Annotated in this window: 24 protein-coding genes, 2 tRNA genes and 1 other annotated feature; of the genes, 14 read left to right on the top strand and 12 right to left on the bottom strand. The window is 54.4% G+C overall.

Translation table 11 applies throughout. The features are described 5' to 3' along the window. The first annotated feature begins 31 nt into the window (after nt 1–31). The 3 genes from galE (at nt 32) to ugd (ending at nt 3,969) form a co-directional block, all read left to right on the top strand. Complete coding sequence (gene galE, locus ACJBF3_RS00465) at nt 32–1,045, top strand: UDP-glucose 4-epimerase GalE (protein WP_072049996.1); 1,014 nt, start codon at nt 32–34, stop codon at nt 1,043–1,045. Nucleotides 1,046–1,173: 128 nt separating this feature from the next. Continuing rightward, complete coding sequence (gene gndA / locus ACJBF3_RS00460) at nt 1,174–2,580, top strand: NADP-dependent phosphogluconate dehydrogenase (protein ID WP_032641595.1); 1,407 nt, start codon at nt 1,174–1,176, stop codon at nt 2,578–2,580. Nucleotides 2,581–2,802: 222 nt separating this feature from the next. Then, nucleotides 2,803–3,969 carry a UDP-glucose 6-dehydrogenase gene (gene ugd, locus ACJBF3_RS00455; RefSeq protein WP_045328116.1) on the top strand — a complete coding sequence of 389 codons (1,167 nt, stop codon included), beginning with the start codon at nt 2,803–2,805 and terminating at the stop codon, nt 3,967–3,969. Nucleotides 3,970–4,022: 53 nt separating this feature from the next. Here ugd and ACJBF3_RS00450 read toward each other — a convergent pair whose 3' ends face one another. Next, nucleotides 4,023–5,027: an NAD-dependent epimerase gene (locus tag ACJBF3_RS00450; protein ID WP_045328117.1), complete on the bottom strand. Its 1,005-nt coding sequence runs from the start codon at nt 5,025–5,027 to the stop codon at nt 4,023–4,025. A gap of 193 nt (nt 5,028–5,220) precedes the next feature. On the opposite strand from ACJBF3_RS00450, the gene wzzB reads away from it, so the two are divergent. Beyond that, nucleotides 5,221–6,201, top strand: coding sequence for an LPS O-antigen chain length determinant protein WzzB (gene wzzB, locus ACJBF3_RS00445; protein ID WP_045328118.1), 981 nt, complete (start codon nt 5,221–5,223; stop codon nt 6,199–6,201). 44 nt (nt 6,202–6,245) lie between these two features. Here the strand turns inward: wzzB and hisIE are convergent, their stop codons facing one another. The 9 genes from hisIE to hisL all read right to left on the bottom strand — a co-directional run bounded on the left by hisIE (nt 6,246) and on the right by hisL (nt 13,462). Then, complete coding sequence (gene hisIE, locus ACJBF3_RS00440) at nt 6,246–6,857, bottom strand: bifunctional phosphoribosyl-AMP cyclohydrolase/phosphoribosyl-ATP diphosphatase HisIE (protein ID WP_045328119.1); 612 nt, start codon at nt 6,855–6,857, stop codon at nt 6,246–6,248. Beyond that, on the bottom strand, nt 6,851–7,627 hold the full coding sequence (gene hisF, locus ACJBF3_RS00435) for an imidazole glycerol phosphate synthase subunit HisF (protein ID WP_045328120.1): 777 nt from the start codon (nt 7,625–7,627) through the stop codon (nt 6,851–6,853). Before hisF ends, hisIE begins: the two co-directional genes overlap by 7 nt. Beyond that, nucleotides 7,609–8,346, bottom strand: a complete 738-nt coding sequence (gene hisA, locus ACJBF3_RS00430; RefSeq protein ID WP_045328121.1) for a 1-(5-phosphoribosyl)-5-[(5-phosphoribosylamino)methylideneamino]imidazole-4-carboxamide isomerase — start codon at nt 8,344–8,346, stop codon at nt 7,609–7,611. The genes hisF and hisA overlap by 19 nt, the downstream gene beginning before the upstream one ends. Next, the gene (hisH, locus tag ACJBF3_RS00425) at nt 8,346–8,936 is read right to left on the bottom strand and encodes an imidazole glycerol phosphate synthase subunit HisH (RefSeq protein ID WP_045328122.1); all 591 of its coding nucleotides are present in this window, start codon (nt 8,934–8,936) and stop codon (nt 8,346–8,348) included. The genes hisA and hisH overlap by 1 nt, the downstream gene beginning before the upstream one ends. Continuing rightward, nucleotides 8,936–10,003 carry a bifunctional histidinol-phosphatase/imidazoleglycerol-phosphate dehydratase HisB gene (gene hisB, locus ACJBF3_RS00420; RefSeq protein WP_045328123.1) on the bottom strand — a complete coding sequence of 356 codons (1,068 nt, stop codon included), beginning with the start codon at nt 10,001–10,003 and terminating at the stop codon, nt 8,936–8,938. The genes hisH and hisB overlap by 1 nt, the downstream gene beginning before the upstream one ends. Next, complete coding sequence (hisC, locus tag ACJBF3_RS00415; protein ID WP_045328124.1) at nt 10,000–11,061, bottom strand: histidinol-phosphate transaminase; 1,062 nt, start codon at nt 11,059–11,061, stop codon at nt 10,000–10,002. Before hisC ends, hisB begins: the two co-directional genes overlap by 4 nt. Then, complete coding sequence (gene hisD, locus ACJBF3_RS00410) at nt 11,058–12,362, bottom strand: histidinol dehydrogenase (RefSeq protein ID WP_045328240.1); 1,305 nt, start codon at nt 12,360–12,362, stop codon at nt 11,058–11,060. The genes hisC and hisD overlap by 4 nt, the downstream gene beginning before the upstream one ends. Before the next feature lie 5 nt (nt 12,363–12,367). Continuing rightward, complete coding sequence (gene hisG, locus ACJBF3_RS00405; protein WP_000886595.1) at nt 12,368–13,267, bottom strand: ATP phosphoribosyltransferase; 900 nt, start codon at nt 13,265–13,267, stop codon at nt 12,368–12,370. Nucleotides 13,268–13,312: 45 nt separating this feature from the next. After that, nucleotides 13,313–13,436: a sequence feature (His leader region), on the bottom strand. After that, on the bottom strand, nt 13,412–13,462 hold the full coding sequence (hisL, locus tag ACJBF3_RS00400) for a his operon leader peptide (RefSeq protein ID WP_001364200.1): 51 nt from the start codon (nt 13,460–13,462) through the stop codon (nt 13,412–13,414). (Overlaps the previous feature by 25 nt.) Nucleotides 13,463–13,637: 175 nt before the next feature. Between hisL and ACJBF3_RS00395 the strand changes: the two genes are divergently transcribed. From ACJBF3_RS00395 to plaP, 4 genes are all read left to right on the top strand, one after another. Continuing rightward, complete coding sequence (locus ACJBF3_RS00395) at nt 13,638–14,462, top strand: SDR family oxidoreductase (protein ID WP_045328125.1); 825 nt, start codon at nt 13,638–13,640, stop codon at nt 14,460–14,462. 41 nt (nt 14,463–14,503) lie between these two features. Next, nucleotides 14,504–15,433: a LysR substrate-binding domain-containing protein gene (locus ACJBF3_RS00390; RefSeq protein ID WP_045328126.1), complete on the top strand. Its 930-nt coding sequence runs from the start codon at nt 14,504–14,506 to the stop codon at nt 15,431–15,433. A 219-nt stretch (nt 15,434–15,652) separates the two neighbouring features. Further along, complete coding sequence (yoeI, locus tag ACJBF3_RS00385; protein WP_099458931.1) at nt 15,653–15,715, top strand: membrane protein YoeI; 63 nt, start codon at nt 15,653–15,655, stop codon at nt 15,713–15,715. Continuing rightward, a complete protein-coding gene (plaP, locus tag ACJBF3_RS00380) occupies nt 15,705–17,063 on the top strand; it encodes a putrescine/proton symporter PlaP (RefSeq protein ID WP_045328127.1) in 1,359 nt (452 codons plus the stop codon). The genes yoeI and plaP overlap by 11 nt, the downstream gene beginning before the upstream one ends. Nucleotides 17,064–17,185: 122 nt before the next feature. Here plaP and sbcB read toward each other — a convergent pair whose 3' ends face one another. Then, on the bottom strand, nt 17,186–18,622 hold the full coding sequence (gene sbcB / locus ACJBF3_RS00375) for an exodeoxyribonuclease I (protein WP_371196732.1): 1,437 nt from the start codon (nt 18,620–18,622) through the stop codon (nt 17,186–17,188). A 198-nt stretch (nt 18,623–18,820) separates the two neighbouring features. Here sbcB and dacD point away from each other — a divergent pair, with 198 nt between their 5' ends. From dacD to ACJBF3_RS00355, 4 genes are all read left to right on the top strand, one after another. Further along, a complete protein-coding gene (gene dacD / locus ACJBF3_RS00370) occupies nt 18,821–19,987 on the top strand; it encodes a serine-type D-Ala-D-Ala carboxypeptidase DacD (protein WP_045328129.1) in 1,167 nt (388 codons plus the stop codon). Between the two features lie 119 nt (nt 19,988–20,106). Next, nucleotides 20,107–20,580: a DNA gyrase inhibitor SbmC gene (gene sbmC, locus ACJBF3_RS00365; protein WP_045328130.1), complete on the top strand. Its 474-nt coding sequence runs from the start codon at nt 20,107–20,109 to the stop codon at nt 20,578–20,580. Between the two features lie 92 nt (nt 20,581–20,672). Continuing rightward, entirely contained in the window at nt 20,673–21,731 is a 1,059-nt protein-coding gene (locus tag ACJBF3_RS00360; RefSeq protein ID WP_045328131.1) for an FUSC family protein, read from the top strand. Nucleotides 21,732–21,889: 158 nt separating this feature from the next. Then, nucleotides 21,890–22,225, top strand: coding sequence for a DUF496 family protein (locus ACJBF3_RS00355; RefSeq protein WP_008499467.1), 336 nt, complete (start codon nt 21,890–21,892; stop codon nt 22,223–22,225). A 168-nt stretch (nt 22,226–22,393) separates the two neighbouring features. Here the strand turns inward: ACJBF3_RS00355 and ACJBF3_RS00350 are convergent. Further along, a tRNA-Asn gene (locus ACJBF3_RS00350) sits at nt 22,394–22,469 on the bottom strand. 161 nt (nt 22,470–22,630) lie between these two features. Here ACJBF3_RS00350 and emmdR point away from each other — a divergent pair. Together emmdR and ACJBF3_RS00340 are read left to right on the top strand one after the other, a co-directional pair. Further along, entirely contained in the window at nt 22,631–24,085 is a 1,455-nt protein-coding gene (gene emmdR / locus ACJBF3_RS00345) for a multidrug efflux MATE transporter EmmdR (RefSeq protein WP_080351122.1), read from the top strand. A 103-nt stretch (nt 24,086–24,188) separates the two neighbouring features. Beyond that, nucleotides 24,189–24,264, top strand: a tRNA-Asn gene (locus tag ACJBF3_RS00340). The last annotated feature ends 26 nt before the right edge of the window (nt 24,265–24,290 follow it).

Raw genomic sequence — 24,290 nt, 5'->3', positions numbered from 1 at the left:
TGTTAACTGAAAAATTAAGGGCGGAATGCATATGTCTATACTTGTAACCGGCGGAGCTGGCTATATAGGCTCACATACTGTTTTAACCCTTCTTGAGAAGGGTGAAAAAGTTATTATTATTGATGATCTTTCTAATTCATCTTATGAAGCGTTGAACAGAATTAAGACAATAACTGGTTGTGAGCCGATTTTCTATCAAGGAAATATTCTAAACAGAGAATTACTTAGGCAGATATTTTCTGAAAATAGGATAACAGATGTTATCCATTTTGCTGGTCTTAAATCAGTTAATGAATCAGTTTTGTACCCACTTAAATATTATGAAGTAAACATTGCAGGGAGTCTTTGTCTATTTGAAGAGATCATAAATGCCGGTGTCAAGAATTTGATCTTTAGTTCTTCTGCTACAGTATATGGTGAGCCGGAGTCAATTCCATTGACTGAAGCTTGTAAAGTGGGTGGAACAACCAATCCATATGGTACATCTAAGCTAATGGCGGAAATGATTCTCCGTGATTTATCAAAAGCTCATCCTAGCCTAAATGTGACAATTTTGAGATATTTTAATCCTGTTGGAGCACATCCATCGGGCCAAATTGGGGAAAGTCCTACCGGAGTCCCTAATAATCTTATGCCTTTTATATGTCAGGTTGCCATTGGCAAGCGTGAACACCTATCAGTGTATGGAGATGACTATCCAACAAAAGATGGCACTGGCGTGCGTGATTTTATCCATGTTATGGATCTAGCTGAGGGACATGTTGCAGCATTGAAGCATCGACCTGGCTCGTCAAATCTGAAAATTTATAATCTTGGCACAGGTAAGGGATATTCGGTTCTCGAACTGCTGGATGCATTCAAACGTGTAACTACGTTGTCCATACCTTATCAATTGACAGCTAGAAGGCCTGGAGATATTGCAGAGTGCTGGTCGGATCCTTCTAAGGCGCGGATAGAACTTGGCTGGGAAGCGAAGCGTAATTTGGATGACATGATTAGGGACTCATGGAAATGGCAACAGCAGAACCCTAACGGCTATTGCTAGTTATAGTAAGTAAATGGCATTTTACGCAACCAGTAATGGTTATCGGTTTTCATTATCTTGGGTTAACATAAGTGTAGCTTTTGCATGCGAGATAGTTCGCATTTATAGAAACCTGACAGGAGTATGTAATGTCCAAGCAACAGATCGGCGTTGTCGGTATGGCAGTGATGGGGCGCAACCTGGCGCTCAACATCGAAAGCCGTGGTTATACCGTCTCCGTTTTCAACCGCTCCCGTGATAAGACCGAAGAAGTCATTGCCGAAAATCCAGGCAAGAAACTGGTTCCTTTCTATACGGTTAAAGAATTCGTTGAGTCTCTGGAAACACCTCGTCGTATCCTGTTAATGGTGAAAGCGGGCGCAGGTACCGATGCAGCCATCGACTCCCTGAAGCCATACCTCGAAAAAGGTGACATCATCATTGATGGTGGTAACACCTTCTTCCAGGACACCATTCGTCGTAACCGTGAGCTGTCAGCTGAAGGCTTCAACTTCATCGGTACCGGTGTATCCGGTGGTGAAGAGGGCGCGCTGAAAGGCCCATCCATCATGCCTGGCGGCCAGAAAGATGCATACGAATTGGTTGCACCTATTCTGACCAAAATCGCAGCCGTCGCTGAAGATGGCGAGCCTTGCGTAACCTATATCGGTGCGGATGGTGCAGGTCACTATGTGAAAATGGTGCACAACGGTATCGAATACGGCGACATGCAGCTGATTGCTGAAGCGTATTCCCTGCTGAAAGGCGGCCTGAACCTCTCTAACGAAGAGCTGGCTGAAACCTTCACCGAGTGGAACAAAGGCGAGCTGAACAGCTACCTGATCGACATCACCAAAGATATCTTCACGAAAAAAGATGAAGAGGGTAAATACCTGGTTGATGTGATTCTGGATGAAGCAGCCAACAAAGGTACCGGTAAATGGACCAGCCAGAGCTCGCTGGATCTGGGCGAGCCGCTGTCTCTGATCACCGAGTCCGTCTTTGCTCGCTACATCTCTTCTCTGAAAGAGCAGCGCGTTGCGGCATCTAAAGTGCTGTCTGGCCCACAGGCCAAACCAGCCGGTGATAAAGCTGAATTCGTTGAGAAAGTGCGTCGTGCACTGTACCTGGGTAAAATCGTCTCTTACGCGCAGGGCTTCTCTCAGCTGCGTGCCGCATCAGACGAGAACAACTGGGATCTGAACTACGGTGAAATCGCGAAGATCTTCCGCGCGGGTTGCATCATTCGTGCGCAGTTCCTGCAGAAAATCACCGATGCCTACGCTGAAAACGCCGGTATCGCTAACCTGCTGCTGGCACCGTACTTCAAAAAAATTGCGGACGAATACCAGCAGGCGCTGCGTGATGTGGTTGCCTATGCTGTTCAAAACGGTATCCCGGTTCCGACCTTCTCTGCTGCAGTAGCCTACTACGACAGCTACCGTTCCGCCGTACTGCCTGCCAACCTTATTCAGGCACAGCGTGACTACTTCGGTGCGCATACTTACAAACGCACCGATAAAGAAGGCGTGTTCCATACCGAATGGATGGAATAAGTTAACACCTCGCTATTCGCAACCCGGAGCCTGTCTCCGGGTTTTTTTATGCAAAAATGTCGCCTGTTATTCGAAGTAGTCCGAATCTCATGCCGCTCGAAGCGATTACTCCTGGTTTGCCTTGACAGTTAACTTTGCCAGGAGGTACAAAGCCCAACAGTTATGTTTATCGCGATGGTCTGGCGGCCATCAGTACAGTTAACTCACAGAAGTCATTAGCGAATGAAAATAACAATCTCCGGAACAGGGTATGTCGGTCTTTCTAACGGCATTCTGATTGCTCAGAATCATGAAGTGGTTGCGCTGGATATCGTGCAGTCCAAAGTGGATATGCTCAATCAGAAAAAATCGCCGATTGTGGATAAAGAAATCCAGGACTATCTCAGCAACAAATCGCTGAATTTTCGCGCCACGACAGATAAAGAAGATGCATACCGCAATGCGGATTACGTCATCATTGCGACGCCTACTGACTACGATCCTAAAACCAACTACTTCAACACCTCAACCGTAGAAGCGGTGATCAAGGACGTTATCGCGATCAACCCAGATGCGGTGATGGTCATTAAATCGACTATTCCTGTCGGTTTTACCAAATCCATCAAAGAGAAGTTTGGTATCGATAATATCTTCTTCTCGCCGGAATTCCTGCGTGAGGGGAGGGCCCTTTACGATAACCTGCATCCTTCCCGAATCGTGATTGGCGAACGCTCTGAGCGCGCAGAACGTTTTGCCGCGCTGCTTCAGGAAGGCGCAGTGAAGAAAGATATTCAGGTACTGTTCACGGACTCCACCGAAGCGGAGGCGATTAAGCTCTTCGCAAACACGTACCTGGCAATGCGGGTTGCTTACTTTAATGAGCTCGACAGCTATGCAGAAAGTCTTGGTCTGAACACCCGTCAAATTATTGAAGGGGTTTGCCTCGACCCGCGCATTGGCAACCACTACAACAACCCGTCATTTGGCTACGGTGGCTATTGCCTCCCGAAAGACACGAAGCAGCTGCTGGCAAACTATCAGGCGGTGCCAAATAACCTGATTTCGGCGATTGTTGATGCTAACCGCACGCGCAAAGACTTCATCTCCGATTCCATCCTTGCGCGCCAGCCGAAAGTGGTCGGCGTTTATCGTCTGATCATGAAGAGCGGTTCCGATAACTTCCGCGCCTCTTCCATTCAGGGGATCATGAAGCGTATCAAGGCGAAAGGGGTGGAGGTGGTCATCTATGAGCCAGCCATGCCGGACGACCAGTTCTTCAATTCCCGGGTGATCCGCGATCTGGATGCTTTCAAGAAAGAAGCCGATGTCATCATCTCAAACCGCATGGCGGAAGAGCTGGCTGACGTGGCGGATAAGGTTTATACCCGCGATCTGTTTGGTAGTGATTGATTCTCTGTTTTATCCTGTAAAAAACCCGGCTGATATGCCGGGTTTTTTTATGTTCAGACCTTATAGTAGTCGCGGTACCAGTCAACGAAGTTTTTCACGCCATCTTTAACCGAGGTCTGCGGCTTAAATCCAATTGCGTCATAAAGTGGCTGAGTATCGGCGCTGGTTTCCAGTACATCCCCGGGCTGGAGCGGCATCATATTTTTTTCCGCTTTTTTACCCAGAGCGTCCTCCAGGGCGAGAATATAGTCCATGAGTTCTACGGGTGAACTGTTACCGATGTTGTAAACCCGGTAAGGCGCCGAGCTGGTCGCCGGTGAGCCTGTCTCCACCGTCCATTCGCTGTCTGCCTGCGGGATCACATCCTGCAGGCGAATAATCGCTTCAGAAATGTCATCGATATAAGTGAAGTCGCGCTTCATCTTACCGTAGTTATAGACGTCAATACTTTTGCCTTCAATCATCGCCTTCGTAAACTTGAATAGCGCCATATCCGGGCGTCCCCACGGGCCGTACACGGTGAAGAAGCGCAGGCCGGTGGTCGGTAGATTGTAGAGATGCGAATAGGTATGCGACATCAGCTCATTAGCTTTTTTGGTCGCGGCATAAAGAGACACCGGATGGTCAACGGAATCGTCAGTGGAGAATGGCATCTTGCGGTTGAGGCCATATACGGAGCTGGAGGAGGCATAAAGAAGATGCTGAACGTGGTTATGTCGGCAGCCTTCGAGCACGTTGAGGTGGCCAATCAGGTTGGCTTCCGCGTAAACGTGAGGGTTTTCCAGGGAGTAGCGTACCCCCGCCTGTGCGGCCAGATGAATCACGCGATCAAACTTCTCGCGGGCGAAAAGTGCAGCCATACCTTCGCGGTCGGCTAACTCCAGCTTGTGGAAGGTGAAGCTCTCGGAATTTAGCCTTTCCAGCCGCGCCAGTTTCAGATTGACATCGTAGTAGTCATTCAGATTATCAACACCAACAACCTGATGACCCGCCTCAAGGAGGCGTTTACTGACATTCGCACCAATAAAACCTGCTGCACCCGTGACCAAAAATTTCATAGCTTCCCTCATAAACCTGTCTTCTTACTGATGCCATAGCGCATCACATGGCGGCTATGATAGCGCGAAGGGTGAAAGTTACATAACCCATCTTTCCGATATTACTCATCGGATTCTTATAGAAAAATCCACGGCATTGGATAAACTATACAAACAAAATTAAGTTCGCCCTTTTTTATCAGTTAGGGATTGTATGACGCAAAACAACAATAGCCAGGTCAGTCGAAGCAATGAGCCTGAGCAAATTGATTTACTTGATTTAATGCTGCAGCTGTGGCGCGGGAAGTGGACGATAGCAATCTTTGTTGTTGTTTTTATTGCCCTGGCTGTAGGATATCTGTCTGTCGCGAAAGAAAAATGGACGTCAAGTGCGATTATCGCACAACCTGATGCGGCTCAAATTGCAACCTATTCCAACGCATTAAACATCCTATATGGGAGTGCGGCTCCCTCCATGCTGGACATTCAAACGCGCGCGATTGGGCGTTTCAACTCCTCATTTTCAGCGTTATCGCAGGCACTAGATAATCAGGCAGTACCTGAAAAACTGACTATCGAGACCACCGTGAAAGGGCAGGCGCTTCCATTAACGGTGTCCTATACCAGTACTTCTGCAGAAGCTGCCCAAAAGCAGCTGGCCCAGTACATTCAACAGGTCGATGAGCAAACGGCGAAAGAGCTTGCCCTTGACCTCAAGGATAACATTACGGAGCAGATCAAGACTCTGAACGATTCCCTGCAAAACCAGGAAAAGGTTGCTCAGGAGCAGAAAGATCTGCGTATCAAGCAGATTACTGAAGCTCTTAAGAATGCTGAAGCCGCTAAAATTAACGCCCCGCAGATTCAGCAAACCCAGGACGTAACGCAGGAAACCATGTTCCTCTTGGGAAGCGAAGCCCTTAAATCAATGATTGAAAACGAAGCCACTCGTCCACTGGTATTTTCAGCTGCATATTATCAGACCAGGCAAAACTTACTGGATATTGAAAACTTGAACGTAAACCCTGACACAGTCCACGTGTACCGTTATGTGATGAAGCCGGATCTGCCCGTTCGTCGCGATAGCCCTAAAAAAGCAATTGTTCTGATTCTTGCCGTGCTGCTGGGTGGAATGATTGGTTCAGGTGTGGTGCTGGGCCGCAACGCATTGCGCAACTACAAGCCAAAAGCCTGATTCACATCAGATATAAAAAAAAACCGGGGAAATTCCCCGGTTTTTTATTTGTGACGCTTACGAAGATTCTCTATCACCGCCGTCAAATCCAGATCCTGATCCTGCAGCAGCACCAGCAGGTGGTACATTAAATCCGACGCTTCATTCGTTAGCTCCTCGCGGTCATGCACCGTCGCGGCCAGGGCCGTTTCCACGCCTTCTTCCCCCACCTTTTGCGCAATTCGCTTAGTCCCGCTGGCGTACAGCTTCGCGGTATAGGAACTTTCAGGATCGGCCGTTTTACGCTCTGCCAGCAGCTGTTCCAGTTGATACAGGAACAGCCACTGGTGACTCGTTTCGCCGAAGCAGCTGCTGGTGCCCTTATGGCAGGTTGGGCCGATTGGGTTGGCCAGCACCAGCAGGGTGTCGTTATCGCAGTCCGGCGCCATGCTGACCACATTCAGGAAATGACCAGAGGTTTCACCTTTGGTCCACAGTCGCTGTTTGGTGCGGGAGAAGAAAGTCACCTTGCCGCTGTCGAGGGTTTTCGCCAGCGCGTCCTGGTTCATATATCCCAGCATCAGCACTTCGCCTGATACGGCATGCTGGACAACTACCGGCAGTAATCCGTCGGTTTTTTCCCAGTCCAGCTGCGCCTGTTGTTGCTCTGTTAACATACCCTGATCTCCACGCCCTGGTCTGCCAGGTACGTTTTTAACTCACCAATATTGATAATCTGCTTGTGAAACACGGAAGCGGCCAGCGCGCCGTCCACGTTCGCGTCGCGGAAGGCTTCCAGGAAGTGTTCCATGGTGCCCGCGCCGCCGGAGGCAATCAGCGGAACGTGGCAGACCGCGCGGACTTTTTTCAGCTGCTCAAGGTCGTACCCGTTACGCACGCCGTCCTGGTTCATCATGTTGAGGACAATTTCGCCCGCGCCACGCCTCTGCACTTCCTGCACCCAGTCGAGCGTTTCCCACTGCGTCACGCGCGTGCGGCTCTCATCGCCGGTATACTGGTTGACGTGGTACTTGCCCGTGGCGGCGTCATACCAGGTGTCGATCCCCACCACAATACACTGCACGCCAAAACGATCGGCGAGGTGAGTGATCAGCTCCGGGTCGGCCAGGGCAGGGGAGTTGATGGAAATCTTGTCGGCGCCAAACGAGAGAATTTTGGCGGCGTCATCAGCGGACTTAATCCCGCCCGCCACGCAGAAAGGAATGTCGATCACTTCCGCCACGCGCGCGACCCAGCTTTTGTCGACCACGCGGCCATCGCTGGACGCGGTAATATCGTAGAACACCAGCTCGTCTGCGCCTTCATCGGCATAGCGTTTTGCCAGCGGGACGATGTCGCCAACGATCTCGTGGTTGCGGAACTGCACGCCTTTCACGACCTGACCATCGCGTACGTCCAGGCAAGGAATTATCCGTTTTGCCAGCATTGAATCGCCTCCGTCACCGTAAATTTACCTTCCAGCAGGGCCCGGCCCACAATCACGCCCTTCACGCCGGTTCCGCGAAGCGCGGCAATATCGTTTAAATCACCAATTCCGCCCGAAGACTGGAACGCCACCTGCGGATAACGCGCGCAAACCTCTTCGTACAGCGAGACGTTAGAGCCCGCCAGCGTGCCGTCGCGGGAGATGTCCGTGCACAGCACGTGTTTGAGACCAACGGGAAGATACATGTCGACCAGCTCTTCCAGCATCACGCCGGAGTTTTCCTGCCAGCCGCTCACAGCCACCTGCTTATTGCCCTGTTCGTCAATGCGCACGTCCAGCGCCAGCACCAGGGCATCGGCGCCAAAGCGGCGGAACCAGCTTTTCACGATCTCAGGATTTTTCACAGCGGTTGAACCCACCACCACGCGGGCGACGCCAGCGTCGAGCAGCGCCGCGACGTCATCTTCCGTACGCACGCCGCCGCCGACCTGGACGGGCACATCAACACCGGCAACAAGGTGTTTAAGCAGCGCGATCTGGCGTTTTGCCGGATCTTTCGCACCCGTCAAATCCACCAGATGCAGCACCTGAGCCCCCTGGGCCGCATAATCCTGCAGACGCGGCAGCGGATCGTTTCCGTAGTCGCGCTGCTGGGCATAATCACCCTGATGAAGACGGACAACCGTGCCGTCAATTAAATCTAACGCGGGAATAATCATCACATCTCCAGGAAGTTTTTCAGCAGCTGCGCGCCCGCGGCGCCAGAGCGCTCCGGGTGAAACTGCACGCCGAAGAAATTGTCTTTCTGTACGGCGGCCGTAAACGCCTCGCCGTAATTGCACTGGGCGATCGTATTCACGTTCACCGGCATGGCGTAGCTGTGCACGAAGTAAAAATACGCGCCGTCTTCGATGCCGCGAAACAGCCTGTCGCCCGCTTTGGCGTAAACCCGGTTCCAGCCCATATGCGGAAGAGGCAGACCGTGGTCGGTCATTTTCGGCACGTCTTCGTCAATAATGCCCAGCAGGTCAACGCCGTTGCTCTCTTCGCTGCGGCGGCCGAGGATCTGCATCCCTAAGCAAATCCCCAGCACCGGCTGGGTACAGGCTTTGATCAGATCGATCAGCTCGCGTTCGCGAATCTGATCCATCGCCGCCTGCGCGGTGCCCACGCCCGGCAGGAATAGCTTGTCGGCGCGCAGCACCACGTCCGGGTCACGGCTCACCACCGGCTCATAGCCGTGGCGCGCAATCGCCGATTTGACGGAGTTCAGGTTGGCGCATCCGGTATCCAGAATCACCACGTTCATTACAGCACTCCTTTCGATGAAGGCAGAGCGTCACCGTCCACGCGAATCGCTTGGCGAAGGGTACGGCCAAAGGCTTTGAACAGGCTTTCCACGCGGTGATGGTCGTTCTTGCCTTTGGTCTTCAGGTGCAGCGTCAGGCCCATGGTGTAGGACAGGGAGCGGAAGAAGTGCTCCACCATTTCGGTGCTCAGATCGCCCACGCGCTGATAGGTGAAATCGGCTTTATACTCCAGGTGCGGACGGCCGGAGATGTCCATCGCGCAGCGCGCCAGACACTCGTCCATCGGCAGGACAAAGCCAAAACGATTAATGCCGCGTTTGTCACCCAGCGCCAGCTTGAGAGCTTCACCCAGCGCAAGGCCGGTATCTTCCACGGTGTGGTGATCGTCAATATAAAGATCGCCTTTTACCGCGATCTCCATGCGGAAACCGCCGTGGGTGGCAATCTGGTCCAGCATATGGTCGAAGAAACCGACGCCGGTGTGGATCTTGCTGCCGCCTTCGCGGTCCAGCCAGACCTTCACGTCAATCTGCGTCTCTTTGGTGTTGCGCTCAACGTGGGAATAGCGGTCACGCTTTGTCAGCTGCTCGCCAATCTTCGCCCAGTTAAGGCTGTTGCGGTCGTAGCGCAGCCCCGCAATGCCCATGTTTTCCGCCAGCGTAATATCGGTGATGCGGTCGCCGATGACGTAGCTGTTGGTTTTATCCAGCGCATCATCCGCCAGGTAGCGCTCGACCAGCTTCACCTTTGGCTTACGGCAGTCACACTCATCGGCCGGCATGTGCGGACAAATCAGCACGTCATCAAATACCACGCCCTGAGAGGTCAGCACCTGCATCATCAGATTATGCGGGCCGTCAAAGTCCGCCTGCGGGAAGCTGTCGGTACCCAGACCGTCCTGGTTGGTGATCATCACCAGCCGGTATCCGGCTTTTTGCAGCTTGAGCAGCACCGGGATCACGTCCGGCTCAAACGCCAGCTTGTCGAATCGGTCAACCTGAAAATCGGCGGGTGGCTCCGAAATCAGGGTGCCGTCACGATCGATGAAAAGGATCTTCTGGGTCATACTTTCTCCTCTTTCAGGGCGTCAATCACGCGCTGGCTCTCTGCACGGGTGCCGATGGTGATGCGCAGGCAGCCGCTCAGAGAAGGTTGTTTATTCTGGTCTCGTAAGATAATGCCCTGATCCCATAAAGATTTAAATACGGCGCTGGAGGCGGTGAAGCGCACCAGAATGTAGTTCGTTTCCGAGTCGAACACCTGCTCTACGCAGGGAATATCCTTCAGGGCGGTCACCAGATACTGTCGTTCCGCCAGGATTTGCGCCACGCGCTCGCGCATCGCGTTGATGCCCTGCGGCGTCAGCGCCTGAGCCGCAATATCGGCAACCGGCGTCGAGAGCGGGTACGGGGCGATCACTTTAAGCAGCAGGTCGATGACCGCTTTATTCGCCAGGGTGAATCCGCAGCGCAGACCCGCGAGGGCAAAGGCTTTCGACAGCGTACGCAGCACGACCAGGTGCGGATATTCTTCCAGCCAGCCTGCCAGCGTCGCCTGCGGGCAAAACTCGATGTAGGCTTCATCCGCGACGACCAGGGCTTTGCCGCGGGTCATCTCAAGCAGGGTGCGGAAATCCTCCTGGTTGATAATCTGTCCGGTCGGGTTGTTCGGGCTACAGACAAACACGACTTTTACGCCATCGAGACTGTCGGCAATGCCCTGCAAATCCAGCTGCCAGTTTTCCAGCGCCTGCACGTTGCGGCACGCCACGCCGAAGGTTTCTGCACTGACGCTGTACATGCCGTAGGTAGGCTGGCAGTACATGACCGCGTCTTTGCCCGGCTCGCAGAAGGCGCGGATCAGCAGCTCAATGCCTTCATCCGCGCCGCGGCTGACCAGCACCTGCTCTGGCTTCACGCCCGCGTACTGGGCGTAGTTTTCAATCACCGCCTTCGGCTGACACTCCGGATAGCGGTTCAGCGTTTGCTGCGGCAGCTCAAACTGCACCGCCGTTGGATATTCGTTAGCGTTCAGCCAGACATCGCCTTTGCCGCCCAGACGACGCGCGGACTGGTAAGGCGTCAGGCGGCGGACATTTTCGCGGGCCAGCTCTTCAATGTTCATGCTTGCTCCTTCAGGGCTGCAACGCGCAGCGTAACGGCATTTTTGTGGGCGGTCAGTCGCTCGGCGGCGGCCAGGGTTTCAATGGTGGACGCCAGGGAGGCAAACCCTTCGCGGGAGAGTTCCTGCACGGTCATGCGTTTCTGGAAATCCGCCAGGCCCAGGCTGGAACAGGTAGAGGTGTAGCCATACGTCGGCAGCACGTGGTTGGTGCCGGAGGCGTAATCGCCCGCGGACTCCGGAGACCAGTCGCCGAGAAACACCGATCCCGCGCTGGTGATGCTGTCGACCAGATCGCGCGCGTTGCGGGTCTGAATAATCAGGTGCTCCGGGCCGTACTGGTTGGAGATGGCAATGCACTGGTCCAGATCGCGCGCCACAATCAGGCGGCTGGCCGCTAACGCCTGGCGTGCCGTGTCGGCGCGGGGCAGGTCGGCAAGCTGACGCGCCACGGCGTCACCCACGCGTTTCGCCATATCGGCATCCGGCGTCAGCAGGATGACCTGCGAGTCCGGGCCGTGTTCCGCCTGAGAAAGCAGGTCGGAGGCCACGAAGTCCGGCGTTGCGCCGTTGTCGGCAATGACCAGCACCTCAGACGGACCGGCAGGCATATCGATGGCAGCGCCGTCCAGACGCTGGCTGACCTGGCGCTTGGCTTCGGTCACGTAGGCATTACCCGGGCCAAAGATTTTATCGACCTTTGGAATAGATTCGGTGCCGAACGCCAGGGCTGAAATCGCCTGCGCGCCGCCCACTTTATAGACCGCCTGCACGCCGCACAGCTTCGCCGCATAGAGGATCTCGTCGGCAATCGGCGGCGGGGAGCAGAGCACCACTTTCTGACACCCGGCAATGCGCGCGGGTGTCGCCAGCATCAGTACGGTGGAGAACAGCGGGGCAGAGCCGCCGGGAATATAGAGGCCGACGGACGCAACCGGGCGCGTCACCTGCTGGCAACGCACGCCGGGCAAGGTTTCGACATCCACGGTCTGCAGCGTTTGCGCGGTGTGGAAGGTATCAATATTTTTCACCGCCACGGCCATCGCCTGCTTGATGTCATCGCCCAGACGGTTGCTGGCATCAACGATTTCCTGTTCGGTCACCCGCAATGCGCCGACGTCCGTCTTATCGAATTTTGCACTGTACTCACGCAGCGCGTCATCGCCACGGGCTTTGACGTTCTCCAGGATCTCCGCCACGGTGCGCGAGATGCTCTCGGAGGCGGAGATCGCAGGGCGCATCAGCAGCTCGCGCTGCTCTGCGTCGCTGCAGGTATTCCAGTCGATGATTGTGTTAAAGCTCATGGCCATTACTCCATCATCTTCTCAATTGGCAGCACCAGGATGGAGCTTGCGCCCAGCGCCTTCAGTTTTTCCATGGTCTCCCAGAACAGGGTTTCGCTGCTGACCATGTGCATCGCCACGCGCTGCTGATCGCCCGCCAGCGGCAGGATGGTTGGGCGCTCGGCGCCCGGCAGCAGGGCAATCACCTCATCCAGACGCTCGGTTGGGGCGTGCATCATGATGTATTTGGATTCACGCGCCTGAATCACGCCCTGAATACGGGTCAGGAGCTTGTCGATCAGCTGCTGCTTGGCGTCGGCCATCTCGCCGTCACGCTGAATCAGGCACGCCTTAGAGCGGTAGATAACTTCAACTTCGCGCAGGCCGTTGGCTTCCAGCGTCGCGCCGGTAGAGACGAGGTCACAGATGGCGTCAGCCAGACCCGCACGCGGCGCCACTTCAACAGAGCCGTTCAGCAGGCAGGACTTGAACTGCACGCCTTTCTGGTCAAGATAACGCTTCAACAGGTGAGGGTAAGAGGTGGCAATACGTTTGCCGTTTAGCGCGGCCGGGCCGTCCCACGCTTCATCGACCGGCGTTGCCAGCGACAGGCGACAGCCGCCGAAGTCCAGACGACGCAGGGTGAAGTAACGCGGGTCTTCGCCCTGCGCGCGGCGGGTCAGCAGCTCTTCTTCGAGCACGTTTTCCCCAATGATGCCGAGGTCAACGACGCCATCCATCACCAGGCCAGGAATATCGTCATCACGCACGCGCAGAATGTCGATGGGCATGTTTTCAGCCAGAGCAATCAGGCGCTGGGTGTGCAGGTTAATTTTAATCCCGCAGCGGGCCAGCAGTTCGCGTGAATCATCACTCAAACGGCCTGATTTTTGAATAGCTATGCGTAAGCGTGAGTTATCTAACATTCTTTATTCCTCATTAACCTGTTTTAATCTGTCTGAATTCGGTCCAAAAAAAAGCCCCCGGAAGAAGATCTTCCGGGGGCTTTTTCATGCGTTCATGCACCACTGGAAGATCCAAACGTCTTCCAGCACACATCGCCTGAAAGACTAGTCAGGATGATGGTGATGATGGTGGTGTTTAAATTGAACGCGTGTCATATAAATTCTCGATGAATGCTTATTCATTTGATGTCTTTTAACCTAAACCAGTTGTGCGACATATTGCAAGGGCTTTTTTTGATCATTAATTCATTTCATATTGATGCTATGAATTGTGTGTTCTGCCGGGCTGGCGTAGCCTTATGAAAGACGAGTGAGAGTCAGGAGAATTCGCATGAAAAAGGTCGCGATTGTCGGGTTAGGATGGCTGGGAATGCCGCTGGCGATGTCGTTAGCTGCGAAAGGCTGGCAGGTGACCGGCAGCAAAACCACGAGGGATGGGGTTGAGGCAGCGCGCATGTGCGGTATTGATGGCGTTGAGCTGCGTCTTGAACCGGAGCTGGTGTGTGATGCTGACGATCTGGATACGCTGATGAACGTCGATGCGCTGGTGATCACCTTACCCGCGCGTCGCAGCGGGCCGGGCGAGTCGTTTTATCTGCAGGCGATGCAGGAGATTGTCGACAGCGCGCTGGCGCACCACGTTCCGCGCATCATTTTTACCAGCTCGACCTCGGTCTATGGCGAGGTTGAAGGCGTGGTGAAAGAGAGTTCCGCGCGCCGTCCCGTTACGGCCAGCGGTCAGGTTCTGAAAGAGCTGGAGGACTGGCTGCATAATCTCCCCGGTACGCAGGTCGATATCGTCCGTCTGGCGGGGCTGGTGGGCCCGGGCCGACATCCGGGACGCTTTTTTGCCGGCAAGTCGGCACCGGACGGCCAGCATGTCGTCAATCTTGTGCATCTTGATGATGTGGTTGGTGCAATTGAGCTACTCTTACAGGCTCCAAGAGGTGGACACATCTATAATATATGTGCACCGTCTCATCCGGCGCGCAGCACGTTTTACCCGCTGATGGCGCGTCGGCTTGGCCTGGTACCGCCGGTCTTTGGTGAGGCAAAAGAGGGCAGTAAAGGCAAAATTGTTGATGGCAATCGCATTTGTCATGAGCTGGGGTTTGAGTATCAGTATCCCGATCCGCTGGTGATGCCCATGGAATAAGTCCCGCAGCGGAGACGATCGCACACCAGAAGGGGGCGAGCATGAAACCGCTGCTGGATGTTCTTATTATTCTGGATGCCCTGGAAAAAGAGGGAAGCTTTGCCGCGGCGTCGGCAAAGCTCTTCAAAACCCCGTCTGCATTGAGCTATACCGTTCAAAAGCTGGAAAGCGATCTCAATATCCAGATCCTCGATCGTTCCGGGCATCGCGCCCGTTTTACCCGTACCGGACAGATGCTGCTGGAAAAAGGCCGCGAAGTTCTCCATACCGTTCGTGAACTTGAGAAACAGGCCGTAAAACTCCATCAGGGTTGGGAAAACGAGCTGGTGATTGGCGTGGATGACACCTTCCCGTTTTCTCTTCTGACGCCGCTGATTGAAACCTTCTATCAGCACCACAGCGTTACCCGGCTTATCTTTATTAACGGCGTGCTGGGTGGCTCCTGGGATGCCTTAACGCAGGGCAGGGCGGATATTTTTGTGGGGGCGCTTCATGAGCCTCCCCAGTTGAGTGAGTTTGGCTTTGCCCGTCTGGGCGTGCTGGAGCAGGTATTTGCCGTGGCGCCCCATCATCCGCTGGCACAGGAGCCCGAGCCCATTAACCGTCGCGTGATTAAAGGCTACCGCGCCATCGTGGTTGGTGACAGCGCCCGTCCGGAATGTTCGGTCTCCTCGCAGCTGCTTGACGAGCAGGAGGCTATTACCGTTTTCGACTTTAAAACCAAGCTGGAGCTGCAAATAAGCGGCCTGGGCTGCGGCTATTTACCCCGCTATCTGGCGCAGCGCTTCATTGATAGCGGCGCGCTTGTTGAAAAACAGGTACTTGCTCAAAGCAGTCATGAATCGGTGTGGGTGGGCTGGAATGAACAAACCGCCGGGCTGGCCAGCGCCTGGTGGCGGGACGAAATTTTAGCAAATAGTGCTATCGCCGCCGTTTACTCTCAGCCTGGCGTCCAGAAATCAGCCAGTTAGCAAAAAGAAAATTGTCCCGTGCTTTGCAAAGTATTGCCTTTTGTATCCGATGTGGGGCAAAATGCCGCCGCTGCAACCAAATGAATAATCGACGATATAAAAGGCGTCGGTTATTTTTTTTTGCATGTACGAAACGAAACTAAAAACCAAGAGGCCGGGCTTCGTACCGGATAGATATTTACTAAAATCCGACAGTTGTTGTCGCTGAGGAAGAAAGAAATGGGGCAATTTTTCGCTTACGTGGCGGTTATCACCGTAAAGGAGAATAACTATGTCGCATAACGCAACTCCAAACACCTCTCGCGTGGAATTACGTAAAACGCTTACGTTGATTCCGGTTGTTATGATGGGCCTCGCCTATATGCAACCGATGACGCTGTTTGATACATTCGGTATCGTATCAGGCCTCACCGACGGTCATGTGCCGACGGCTTACGGCTTCGCTCTGATTGCGATCCTCTTTACCGCGCTGAGCTACGGTAAACTGGTGCGTCGCTATCCGTCTGCCGGTTCTGCCTACACGTACGCCCAGAAATCCATCAGCCCGACAGTCGGTTTTATGGTGGGCTGGTCTTCGCTGCTCGACTATCTGTTCGCACCGATGATCAACATTCTGCTGGCAAAAATCTATTTTGAAGCGCTGGTGCCCTCGATTCCTTCCTGGATGTTCGTCGTGGCGCTGGTGGCCTTTATGACGGCCTTTAACCTGCGCAGCATCAAGTCTGTGGCCAACTTTAACTCCGTTATCGTTGTGCTTCAGGTTATCCTGATTGCCGTTATTCTTGGCATGGTGATCTATGGCGTGTTCCACGGTGAAGGCGCTGGCACACTGGCGAGCAGCAAGCCATTCTGGTCAGGCGACGCGCATGTGATCCCGATGATTACCGGGGCAACCATTCTCTGCTTCTCCTTTACCGGCTTTGACGGGATCAGCAACCTGTCTGAGGAAACCAAGGATGCAGAGCGCGTGATCCCGCGTGCTATTTTCCTGACGGCGCTGATTGGCGGTCTGATCTTTATCTTCTCGACCTATTTCCTGCAGCTGTACTTCCCGGATATCTCTCGCTTCAAGGATCCGGATGCGTCTCAGCCGGAAATTATGCTCTATGTTGCGGGTAAAGCGTTCCAGGTTGGCGCGCTGATCTTCTCCACCATCACCGTACTGGCGTCCGGTATGGCTGCGCATGCAGGCGTTGCGCGTCTGATGTATGTGATGGGTCGTGACGGCGTATTCCCGAAAAGCTTCTTCGGCTACGTTCATCCAACCTGGCGTACCCCGGCGATGAACATCATTCTGGTCGGCGCGATTGCACTTCTGGCGATCAACTTTGACCTGGTAATGGCAACGGCGCTGATTAACTTCGGTGCGCTGGTCGCGTTCACCTTTGTTAACCTGTCGGTGATCTCCCAGTTCTGGATCCGCGAAAAGCGTAATAAGACGCTGAAAGATCACTTCCAGTATCTGTTCCTGCCGATGTGCGGTGCCCTGACCGTGGGCGCGCTGTGGGTTAACCTGGAAGAGAGCTCGATGGTGCTTGGCCTGATTTGGGCGGGCATTGGCCTGGTTTACCTGGCCTGCGTCACGAAGAGCTTCCGTAACCCGGTTCCTCAGTACGAAGACGTCGCGTAAGACTGTTTCGGGTAACGGCTACGCTTTACCCGACCTACAAAACCCGTAGGCCCGCGTAAGCGAAGCGCCACCGGGCAAAAAAAAGCCGGAGACATCGCCTCCGGCTTTTTTATACCCATCGATCAAACTATCTCTTGCGCGTACTGGAACAGGGATTTCAGCAGCGCCTGTTTCTCAGCATTCCCTTCATACTGGCCATAAAGCGTTTCCAGTTCCTGCGCATAGGCGTGCAGATACTCCGGCGTAAACACATTTCGACGATGCTGCAGCCAGCGTTCCTGCTCCGCTTCATCCAGCGTGCCGGGGAAGTTACGCGCGCGATAGTTAAACATCAGCTTTTCGATACGGTTATCGGCGAAGGTGATATCCAGCGCTGGCAAATTACGCGGCTCGGTTTGCAGAACAATATTCATTGCCGCGCGATCGGCATCGCTGAAGAAACCGTTATAGAGCTGGGCATCCACGTTTTCTGAGGGAACGAAAGGCTCCGCCTCGGCAAAAATGGCGACCACTTTCTCGCGCACCTGCGGGTTTTCGCGCAGCACTTTCAGATTATCCAGGCAGTGCTGACGGTTAATGCCCAGCCTGTCCGCATCTTCCGGTCGCAGCGTGTTAGCCTGCGCCAGTACCGGACATTTATTGACATGCACCAGCTTGACCGGCACCGCAGGCAGATCGCCGAGCTCATTTTTCGGGGTGTAAAGCCGTTCGCGCAGGGTGTCACTGTCGAGCTCCAGCAGCGGTGAAATATCGCCGGCTAGATCGACCATGATGACCGCGTTACGGTTGTCCGGATGCCAGGCCAGCGGGGCGACCCAGCTGGTATTCCCGCGCCAGGCGCCAAACATGCCGGAAATATGCACCAGCGGCTTCATCTGGGGCACATCAATCAGCGTGGTCAACTTCTGTTTACTGCGGTGGCTCAGCAGATACTCGAACAGGCGTGGCTGCGCGTTTTTTACCAGCTTCGCCATGGCAATGGTGGCATAGACGTCCGCCATCGCGTCATGGGCATTGCTGTGCTCAATGCCGTTGGCGCGCGTCAGGTGTTCCAGCCGGAAGCTGGTCAGCCCTTCCTCATTTTCCGGCCAGTTAATGCCTTCAGGGCGCAGGGCATAACAGGCCCGCATGATGTCGAGCAAATCCCAGCGCGAATTGCGGTTCTGCCAGCTCCAGGCATAGGGATCGTAGAAGTTGCGATAGAAGATGTTGCGCGTTACTTCGTCATCGAAGCGAATGTTGTTGTAACCGACCACGCAGGTATTGGGGACGGTAAAAAGATCGTGGATGCGGCGGGCGAACTCTGCCTCGTTAACGCCTTTATCCCGCGCTTCCTGAGGGGTGATCCCGGTGACCATGACCGCCCCGGGCTGCGGCAGGTAGTCATCAGCCGGTTTGCAGTAAAAGACCTCGGGCTCGCCAATGATGTTGAATTCGTCGTCGGTGCGGATGGCGGCAAACTGCGCCGGCCGGTCCAGCGCCGGGTGCGTGCCAAAGGTTTCGTAGTCGTGGAATAAAAAAGTCGGGCGAGCGGCAGAGTCAGACACCAGTAATACCATCCTGTTAAAAAATGACGTCACTATGGTAAACGATCGTGCCGTCCAGACCGAATAAAAAGCACCGCCGTGGCGCAAAATTGCGCGCCAGCTTCAGACAAAAATCTGAGCCCTGTCACATTTTTTTGCAATTAAGCCAGGTAACGACATCAGAACTCCCGTAAAAAGGTCATCGATTTTTAATGACCTGAGGATATACCGTTGAAACGCCGTCTGTTTATTGCTGTTTCTTTACTCGCTTCGAGTATCTCATCTGCCTTTGCGGCCGAACCGCTGGATTTTTCGCCGCCGCCTCCGGCCATTCAGGCGGGTTCCTGGGTGCTGATGGATTACACGACTGGTCAGATCTTAACGGCGGGCAACGAACATCAACAGCGTAATCCGGCGAGCCTGACCAAGCTGATGACGGGGTATGTGGTCGATCGGGCCATTGACAGCCACCGCATTACGCCGGACGACATCGTTACCGTCGGGCGCGATGCCTGGGCAAAAGGGAACCCGGTGTTTGACGGATCGTCGCTGATGTTCCTGAAAGAGGGCGATCGCGTCTCCGTGCGCGATCTGAGCCGCGGCCTGATCGTCGATTCTGGCAACGACGCCTGCGTGGCGCTGGCCGATCACGTGGCGGGCGGGCAGCCGCAGTTTGTGAAGATGATGAACGACTACGTGCAGAAGCTGAACCTGCGCGATACGCACTTTGAAACCGTCCACGGGCTGGACGCGCCGGGCCAGCACAGCTCGGCCTATGATCTGGCCGTACTTTCCCGGGCCATCATTCACGGCGAGCCCGAGTTTTATCATATGTACAGCGAAAAGAGCCTGACCTGGAACGGGATCACACAGCAGAACCGTAACGGCCTGCTGTGGGATAAAACCATGAACGTGGACGGGCTTAAAACGGGGCACACCTCGGGGGCAGGGTTTAACCTTATTGCCTCCGCCGTGGACGGCCAGCGCCGCTTAATCGCGGTGGTGATGGGGGCCGACAGTCCGAAAGGGCGCGAAGACCAGGCCCGGAAACTGCTGCACTGGGGGCAACAGAATTTCGATACGGTGCAGATCCTGCATAGCGGCAAAAAAGTGGGGACGGAGCGCATCTGGTACGGCGATAAGGAGCAGGTGAAGCTGGGCGCAGACCAGGACTTCTGGCTGGCCATGCCAAAAGCGGAAGTGCCCAACATCAAAGCCAAATACGTGCTGGATAAAAAAGAGCTGGAAGCGCCGATTGCCGCACATCAGCGGGTTGGGGAGATCCAGCTTTATGACCGCGACAAAGTGGTGGCGCACTGGCCGCTGGTGACGCTGGAAGCCGTTGAGAAAGGAGGCGTGTTCTCCCGCATGAGCGATTATCTTCACCACGTGCTCTGACGGCAAATGAGCAGACTGGCAGGGTTGCGAGTCTGCTCACATAATAAACACTTCACGTTTGCTGAACGCTCAGAATTCACCTTATAGTGTATATATATACAGTAATAAGTGGAGGCAGCATGGACTACAGCATCAAGCAGCAAAAGAAACGTAAGATTGCCGGTTTTCATTTGGTGGGGCCGTGGGAACAAACGGTAAAACAGGGCTTTGAACAGCTGGTCATGTGGGTGGACGGGCGTCACATTGAGCCGCTGGAGTGGGTGGCGGTCTACTACGATAACCCGGATGAAGTCCCGGCAGAAAAACTGCGCTGCGACACGGCCGTGACGGTAGCGGATGATTTCGTTATTCCGGAAAACAGCGAAGGCGTCATGATGACGGAAATCGCGGCCGGGGATTATGCCGTGGCCACGGCGCGCGTGGAAAACTACGACTTTGCCACGCCGTGGTACCAGTTCTTCAACTCCCTTCTGCAGGACAATAAGTATCAGATGGCGCTTAAACCCTGCTTCGAGCGCTATCTCAATGACGGCAATGCGGACGGTTACTGGGATATCGAAATGTATATCGCGGTAGAGCATAAAACGGTTTAGGCCTGCTAAGTGAAGGGTTTTTCAGCCGGAAGCGATCCGCCCGGCTGAAAACACAGTACAATTGTGCTTTGCCGTGTAGCTGGAGAGCGGGTGTGCGTCCCGACAAATCATTAACCCCTTTTGAAATTCGGTTGTACAAACATTACCGCGTGGTGCACGGGTGTCGCATCGCGCTGGCTTTCGTGTTGACGTTTGTCCTGGTGCGTTTGCTGGATGTTCCCGAAGGGACGTGGCCGCTGATCACCCTGGTGGTGGTGATGGGGCCTATCTCGTTTTGGGGAAACGTTGTCCCGCGCGCCCTGGAGCGCATTGGCGGGACCGTGTTAGGTTCGGCTCTGGGGCTTATTGCCCTGAAGCTGGAGCTCATCTCGTTCCCGGTCATGCTGGCATGGTGCGGTGCCGCCATGTTCCTGTGCGGCTGGCTGGCGTTGGGCAAAAAGCCGTATCAGGCGCTGCTGATTGGGATTACGCTCGCGGTGGTGGTCGGTGCGCCCGCCGGGGATATGACCACGGCGCTGTGGCGAAGCGGGGACGTCATTCTGGGGTCACTGCTGGCGATGCTCTTCACCGGTATCTGGCCGCAGCGTGCTTTTCTGCACTGGCGTATTCAGATGGCTAATTACGTTACCGCCTTTAACCGCGTCTATCAGGCCGGTTTTTCTCCGAACCTGGTAGAGCGCCCGCGGCTGGAAAAGCACCTGCAAACCATCCTCAACGACGTGGTCAAAATGCGTGGACTGATCACGCCCGCCAGCAAAGAAACCCATATTCAGAAAGCGATTTTCGAAGCCATCCAGACGGTAAGCCGCAATCTGGTCTGCATGCTTGAGCTGCAGATCAACGCCCACTGGGTCTCTCGCCCCAGCCATCTGCTGATGCTTAACGCGCAGACCCTTAAAGAGACCCAGCAGATGACGCAGCAAACGCTGTTGACCATCGCCCACGCGCTCTATGAAGGGAACCCGCAGCCGATACTGGCCAACAGCGAGCGATTGAATGAGATCGTTGCGGAGCTCAAGCTGTTAATCAATGAACGCCAGAGCGACAACGTGGCGGAGACGCCCATTCATGGCTATGTCTGGCTGAGCATGGAGCTGGCGCGACAGCTTGAGCTGTTATCGCATCTTATTTGTCGGGCGCTGCGCAAATAAAAGGCGTATGTGACGCCTGCTGCTTCGATTCAGCAGCAATTGGGGTTATGATAGCTTTAAACGATATAGTCATTGTCATTCGCGACCGCTGTCAGTAAGGTTATTGTTACAACGGTTGCTTTAACGAATCCGAATCTCACATTATCAGGGGTGTAAAAATGGAAACTACCAAGCCTTCGTTCCAGGATGTTCTGGAATTCGTCCGCCTGTTCCGCCGCAAAAACAAGCTGCAGCGTGAAATCCAGGACGTAGAGAAGAAGATCCGTGACAACCAGAAACGCGTTCTGCTGCTCGACAACCTGAGCGACTACATCAAGCCAGGCATGAGCGTTGAAGCTATTCAGGGCATCATCGCCAGCATGAAGAGCGACTATGAAGACCGCGTTGATGATTACATCATCAAAAATGCCGAGCTGTCCAAAGAGCGTCGCGACATCTCCAAGAAGCTGAAAGTGATGGGCGAAATCAAGAACGGCGAAGCAAAAAGCGAGTAATCGCAGCGAACAGTGAAAAAGGCTCTCTTGTGACAGAGAGCCTTTTTTATTTCCTGCAGCCCGCGCTTCGCTGGTTTTAGTCGGTCGGGTAAGGCGCAGCCGCCACCCGACAATCTTTCCAGACGCAGAAAAGCAAAAAGCCTGCTCTAAAAGCAGGCTTTTTAAATGTGGCTCCTCTGACTGGACTCGAACCAGTGACATACGGATTAACAGTCCGCCGTTCTACCGACTGAACTACAGAGGAATCGTTGTGGAGGCTTATCTTAGCGGCGAAAAAAGTTTTGTCAAACCTGATCTTAGGGAAAATCGACCGATTGCTGATTCTGTCGTCAGTTTGTTGTAAATCCACACATCTTTTTCTGGAAAATACTTTGCAGGATGAGCATTTCTCCCCCATCATTTGAAATGGAGTTTCAACTTTTCTCGCTAAGGTCCATTTTGAACGTCACTGCCTCCTTACGCCAGGCGATAGCGCGCACGCCATGGTATGCAAAACGTAAAAGCTATCGTGTCCTGTTCTGGCGTGAAATCACCCCTCTTGCCGTGCCTATCTTCCTGGAAAATACCTGCGTACTGCTGATGGGGGTGCTGAGTACCTTCCTGGTGAGCTGGCTGGGAAAAGAGGCGATGGCGGGGGTCGGGCTGGCGGACAGCTTTAACATGGTGGTGATCTCGTTCTTTGCCGCCATCGATCTCGGGACGACGGTGGTGGTGGCCTTTAGCCTCGGCAAGCTGGATCCCAAACGTGCGCGCGAGGCGGCACGCCAGTCGCTAATGATCATGACCGTCTTTTCGACCGTTCTGGCGGCGGTGATCCACTATTTCGGTAAAGAGATTATCGACGTTGTCGCCGGGGATGCCTCGAATCAGGTAAAAGACCTGGCGCTGACCTACCTTGAGATGACCGTCATCAGCTATCCGGCGGCGGCCATCGCGCTGATTGGCAGCGGTGCGCTGCGCGGGGCGGGTAACACGAAAATCCCGCTGCTGATCAACGGCGGGATGAATATCCTGAATATTATCATCAGCAGCGTACTGATCTACGGCGTGTTCTCGTGGGACGGACTGGGCTTCGTCGGTGCCGGACTGGGGCTAACCATTTCACGCTATATCGGTGCGGCGGCCATCATTGGAGTGCTGATGGCGGGGATCGCGCCTTCGCTGCGCCTGACGCTGAAGAGCTATTTCCGCCCCTTTAACTTCGCCATTATCTGGGAAGTGATGGGGATTGGCATTCCTGCGAGCATTGAATCCGTGCTGTTCAACGGCGGGAAGCTGCTCACGCAGATGTTTGTTGCCGGGATGGGGACCGACGTTATCGCCGGTAACTTTATCGCCTTTTCGATTGCCTCGCTGATTAACCTGCCGGGTAACGCGCTGGGGTCGGCGTCGACCATCATCACGGGTAAACGGCTCGGGAAAGGGCAGATAGGTCAGGCGGAGCGGCAGCTTCGGCACGTGTTCTGGCTGTCGACCATTGGGCTGACGCTGATCGCCTGGGGAACCGCGCCGTTTGCCGGGCTGATGGCCTCGTTCTATACCCATGAAGACGACGTTAAAGAGGTGGTTAAGATCCTCATCTGGCTCAATGCCGCCTTTATGCCCATCTGGGCGGCCTCCTGGGTATTGCCCGCCGGGCTGAAAGGGGCGCGCGACGCCCGCTTTGCGATGTGGGTATCGATGTTCGGCATGTGGGGATGTCGCGTTGTCGCGGGCTATACGCTCGGGGTGATGCTCGGATGGGGTGTGGTCGGCGTCTGGCTGGGGATGTTCCTCGACTGGGCCGTGCGGGGCGCGCTGTTCTACTGGCGAATGGTCAGCGGGCGCTGGCTGTGGAAATACCCGCGGAAAAATGCCTGACAATTGCGCGAAATGAAGAATAATTCGGCAAACGATCGGAAAACTGCATTCTGCCTTTGACATCCAGGGGGAGCATCGATAATATGCGCCCCGTTCACACGATTCCTCTGTAGTTCAGTCGGTAGAACGGCGGACTGTTAATCCGTATGTCACTGGTTCGAGTCCAGTCAGAGGAGCCAAATTTAAAAAGCCTGCTTTAAAAGCA

The sequence above is a fragment of the Enterobacter sp. PP-008-ECC_S150 genome (genome assembly GCF_045257065.1).
GTDB lineage: Bacteria > Pseudomonadota > Gammaproteobacteria > Enterobacterales > Enterobacteriaceae > Enterobacter > Enterobacter chengduensis.
Note: the sequence above shows the minus strand (reverse complement) of the source record. Positions and strands in the feature narration are given on the sequence as shown.

Coding starts and splice junctions, on each gene's coding strand:
- hisA (WP_045328121.1), bottom strand. CDS start 8,346: ATGATTATTCCCGCGTTAGATTTAATTGACGGCACGGTTGTCCGTCTT.
- wzzB (WP_045328118.1), top strand. CDS start 5,221: ATGACGCAAAACAACAATAGCCAGGTCAGTCGAAGCAATGAGCCTGAG.
- hisG (WP_000886595.1), bottom strand. CDS start 13,267: ATGTTAGATAACTCACGCTTACGCATAGCTATTCAAAAATCAGGCCGT.
- hisB (WP_045328123.1), bottom strand. CDS start 10,003: ATGACCCAGAAGATCCTTTTCATCGATCGTGACGGCACCCTGATTTCG.
- sbcB (WP_371196732.1), bottom strand. CDS start 18,622: ATGGTATTACTGGTGTCTGACTCTGCCGCTCGCCCGACTTTTTTATTC.
- ACJBF3_RS00395 (WP_045328125.1), top strand. CDS start 13,638: ATGAAAAAGGTCGCGATTGTCGGGTTAGGATGGCTGGGAATGCCGCTG.
- hisH (WP_045328122.1), bottom strand. CDS start 8,936: ATGAACGTGGTGATTCTGGATACCGGATGCGCCAACCTGAACTCCGTC.
- hisIE (WP_045328119.1), bottom strand. CDS start 6,857: ATGTTAACAGAGCAACAACAGGCGCAGCTGGACTGGGAAAAAACCGAC.
- ugd (WP_045328116.1), top strand. CDS start 2,803: ATGAAAATAACAATCTCCGGAACAGGGTATGTCGGTCTTTCTAACGGC.
- emmdR (WP_080351122.1), top strand. CDS start 22,631: ATGGAGTTTCAACTTTTCTCGCTAAGGTCCATTTTGAACGTCACTGCC.
- gndA (WP_032641595.1), top strand. CDS start 1,174: ATGTCCAAGCAACAGATCGGCGTTGTCGGTATGGCAGTGATGGGGCGC.
- plaP (WP_045328127.1), top strand. CDS start 15,705: ATGTCGCATAACGCAACTCCAAACACCTCTCGCGTGGAATTACGTAAA.
- sbmC (WP_045328130.1), top strand. CDS start 20,107: ATGGACTACAGCATCAAGCAGCAAAAGAAACGTAAGATTGCCGGTTTT.
- hisF (WP_045328120.1), bottom strand. CDS start 7,627: ATGCTGGCAAAACGGATAATTCCTTGCCTGGACGTACGCGATGGTCAG.
- ACJBF3_RS00450 (WP_045328117.1), bottom strand. CDS start 5,027: ATGAAATTTTTGGTCACGGGTGCAGCAGGTTTTATTGGTGCGAATGTC.
- ACJBF3_RS00355 (WP_008499467.1), top strand. CDS start 21,890: ATGGAAACTACCAAGCCTTCGTTCCAGGATGTTCTGGAATTCGTCCGC.
- galE (WP_072049996.1), top strand. CDS start 32: ATGTCTATACTTGTAACCGGCGGAGCTGGCTATATAGGCTCACATACT.
- ACJBF3_RS00390 (WP_045328126.1), top strand. CDS start 14,504: ATGAAACCGCTGCTGGATGTTCTTATTATTCTGGATGCCCTGGAAAAA.
- hisD (WP_045328240.1), bottom strand. CDS start 12,362: ATGAGCTTTAACACAATCATCGACTGGAATACCTGCAGCGACGCAGAG.
- hisC (WP_045328124.1), bottom strand. CDS start 11,061: ATGAACATTGAAGAGCTGGCCCGCGAAAATGTCCGCCGCCTGACGCCT.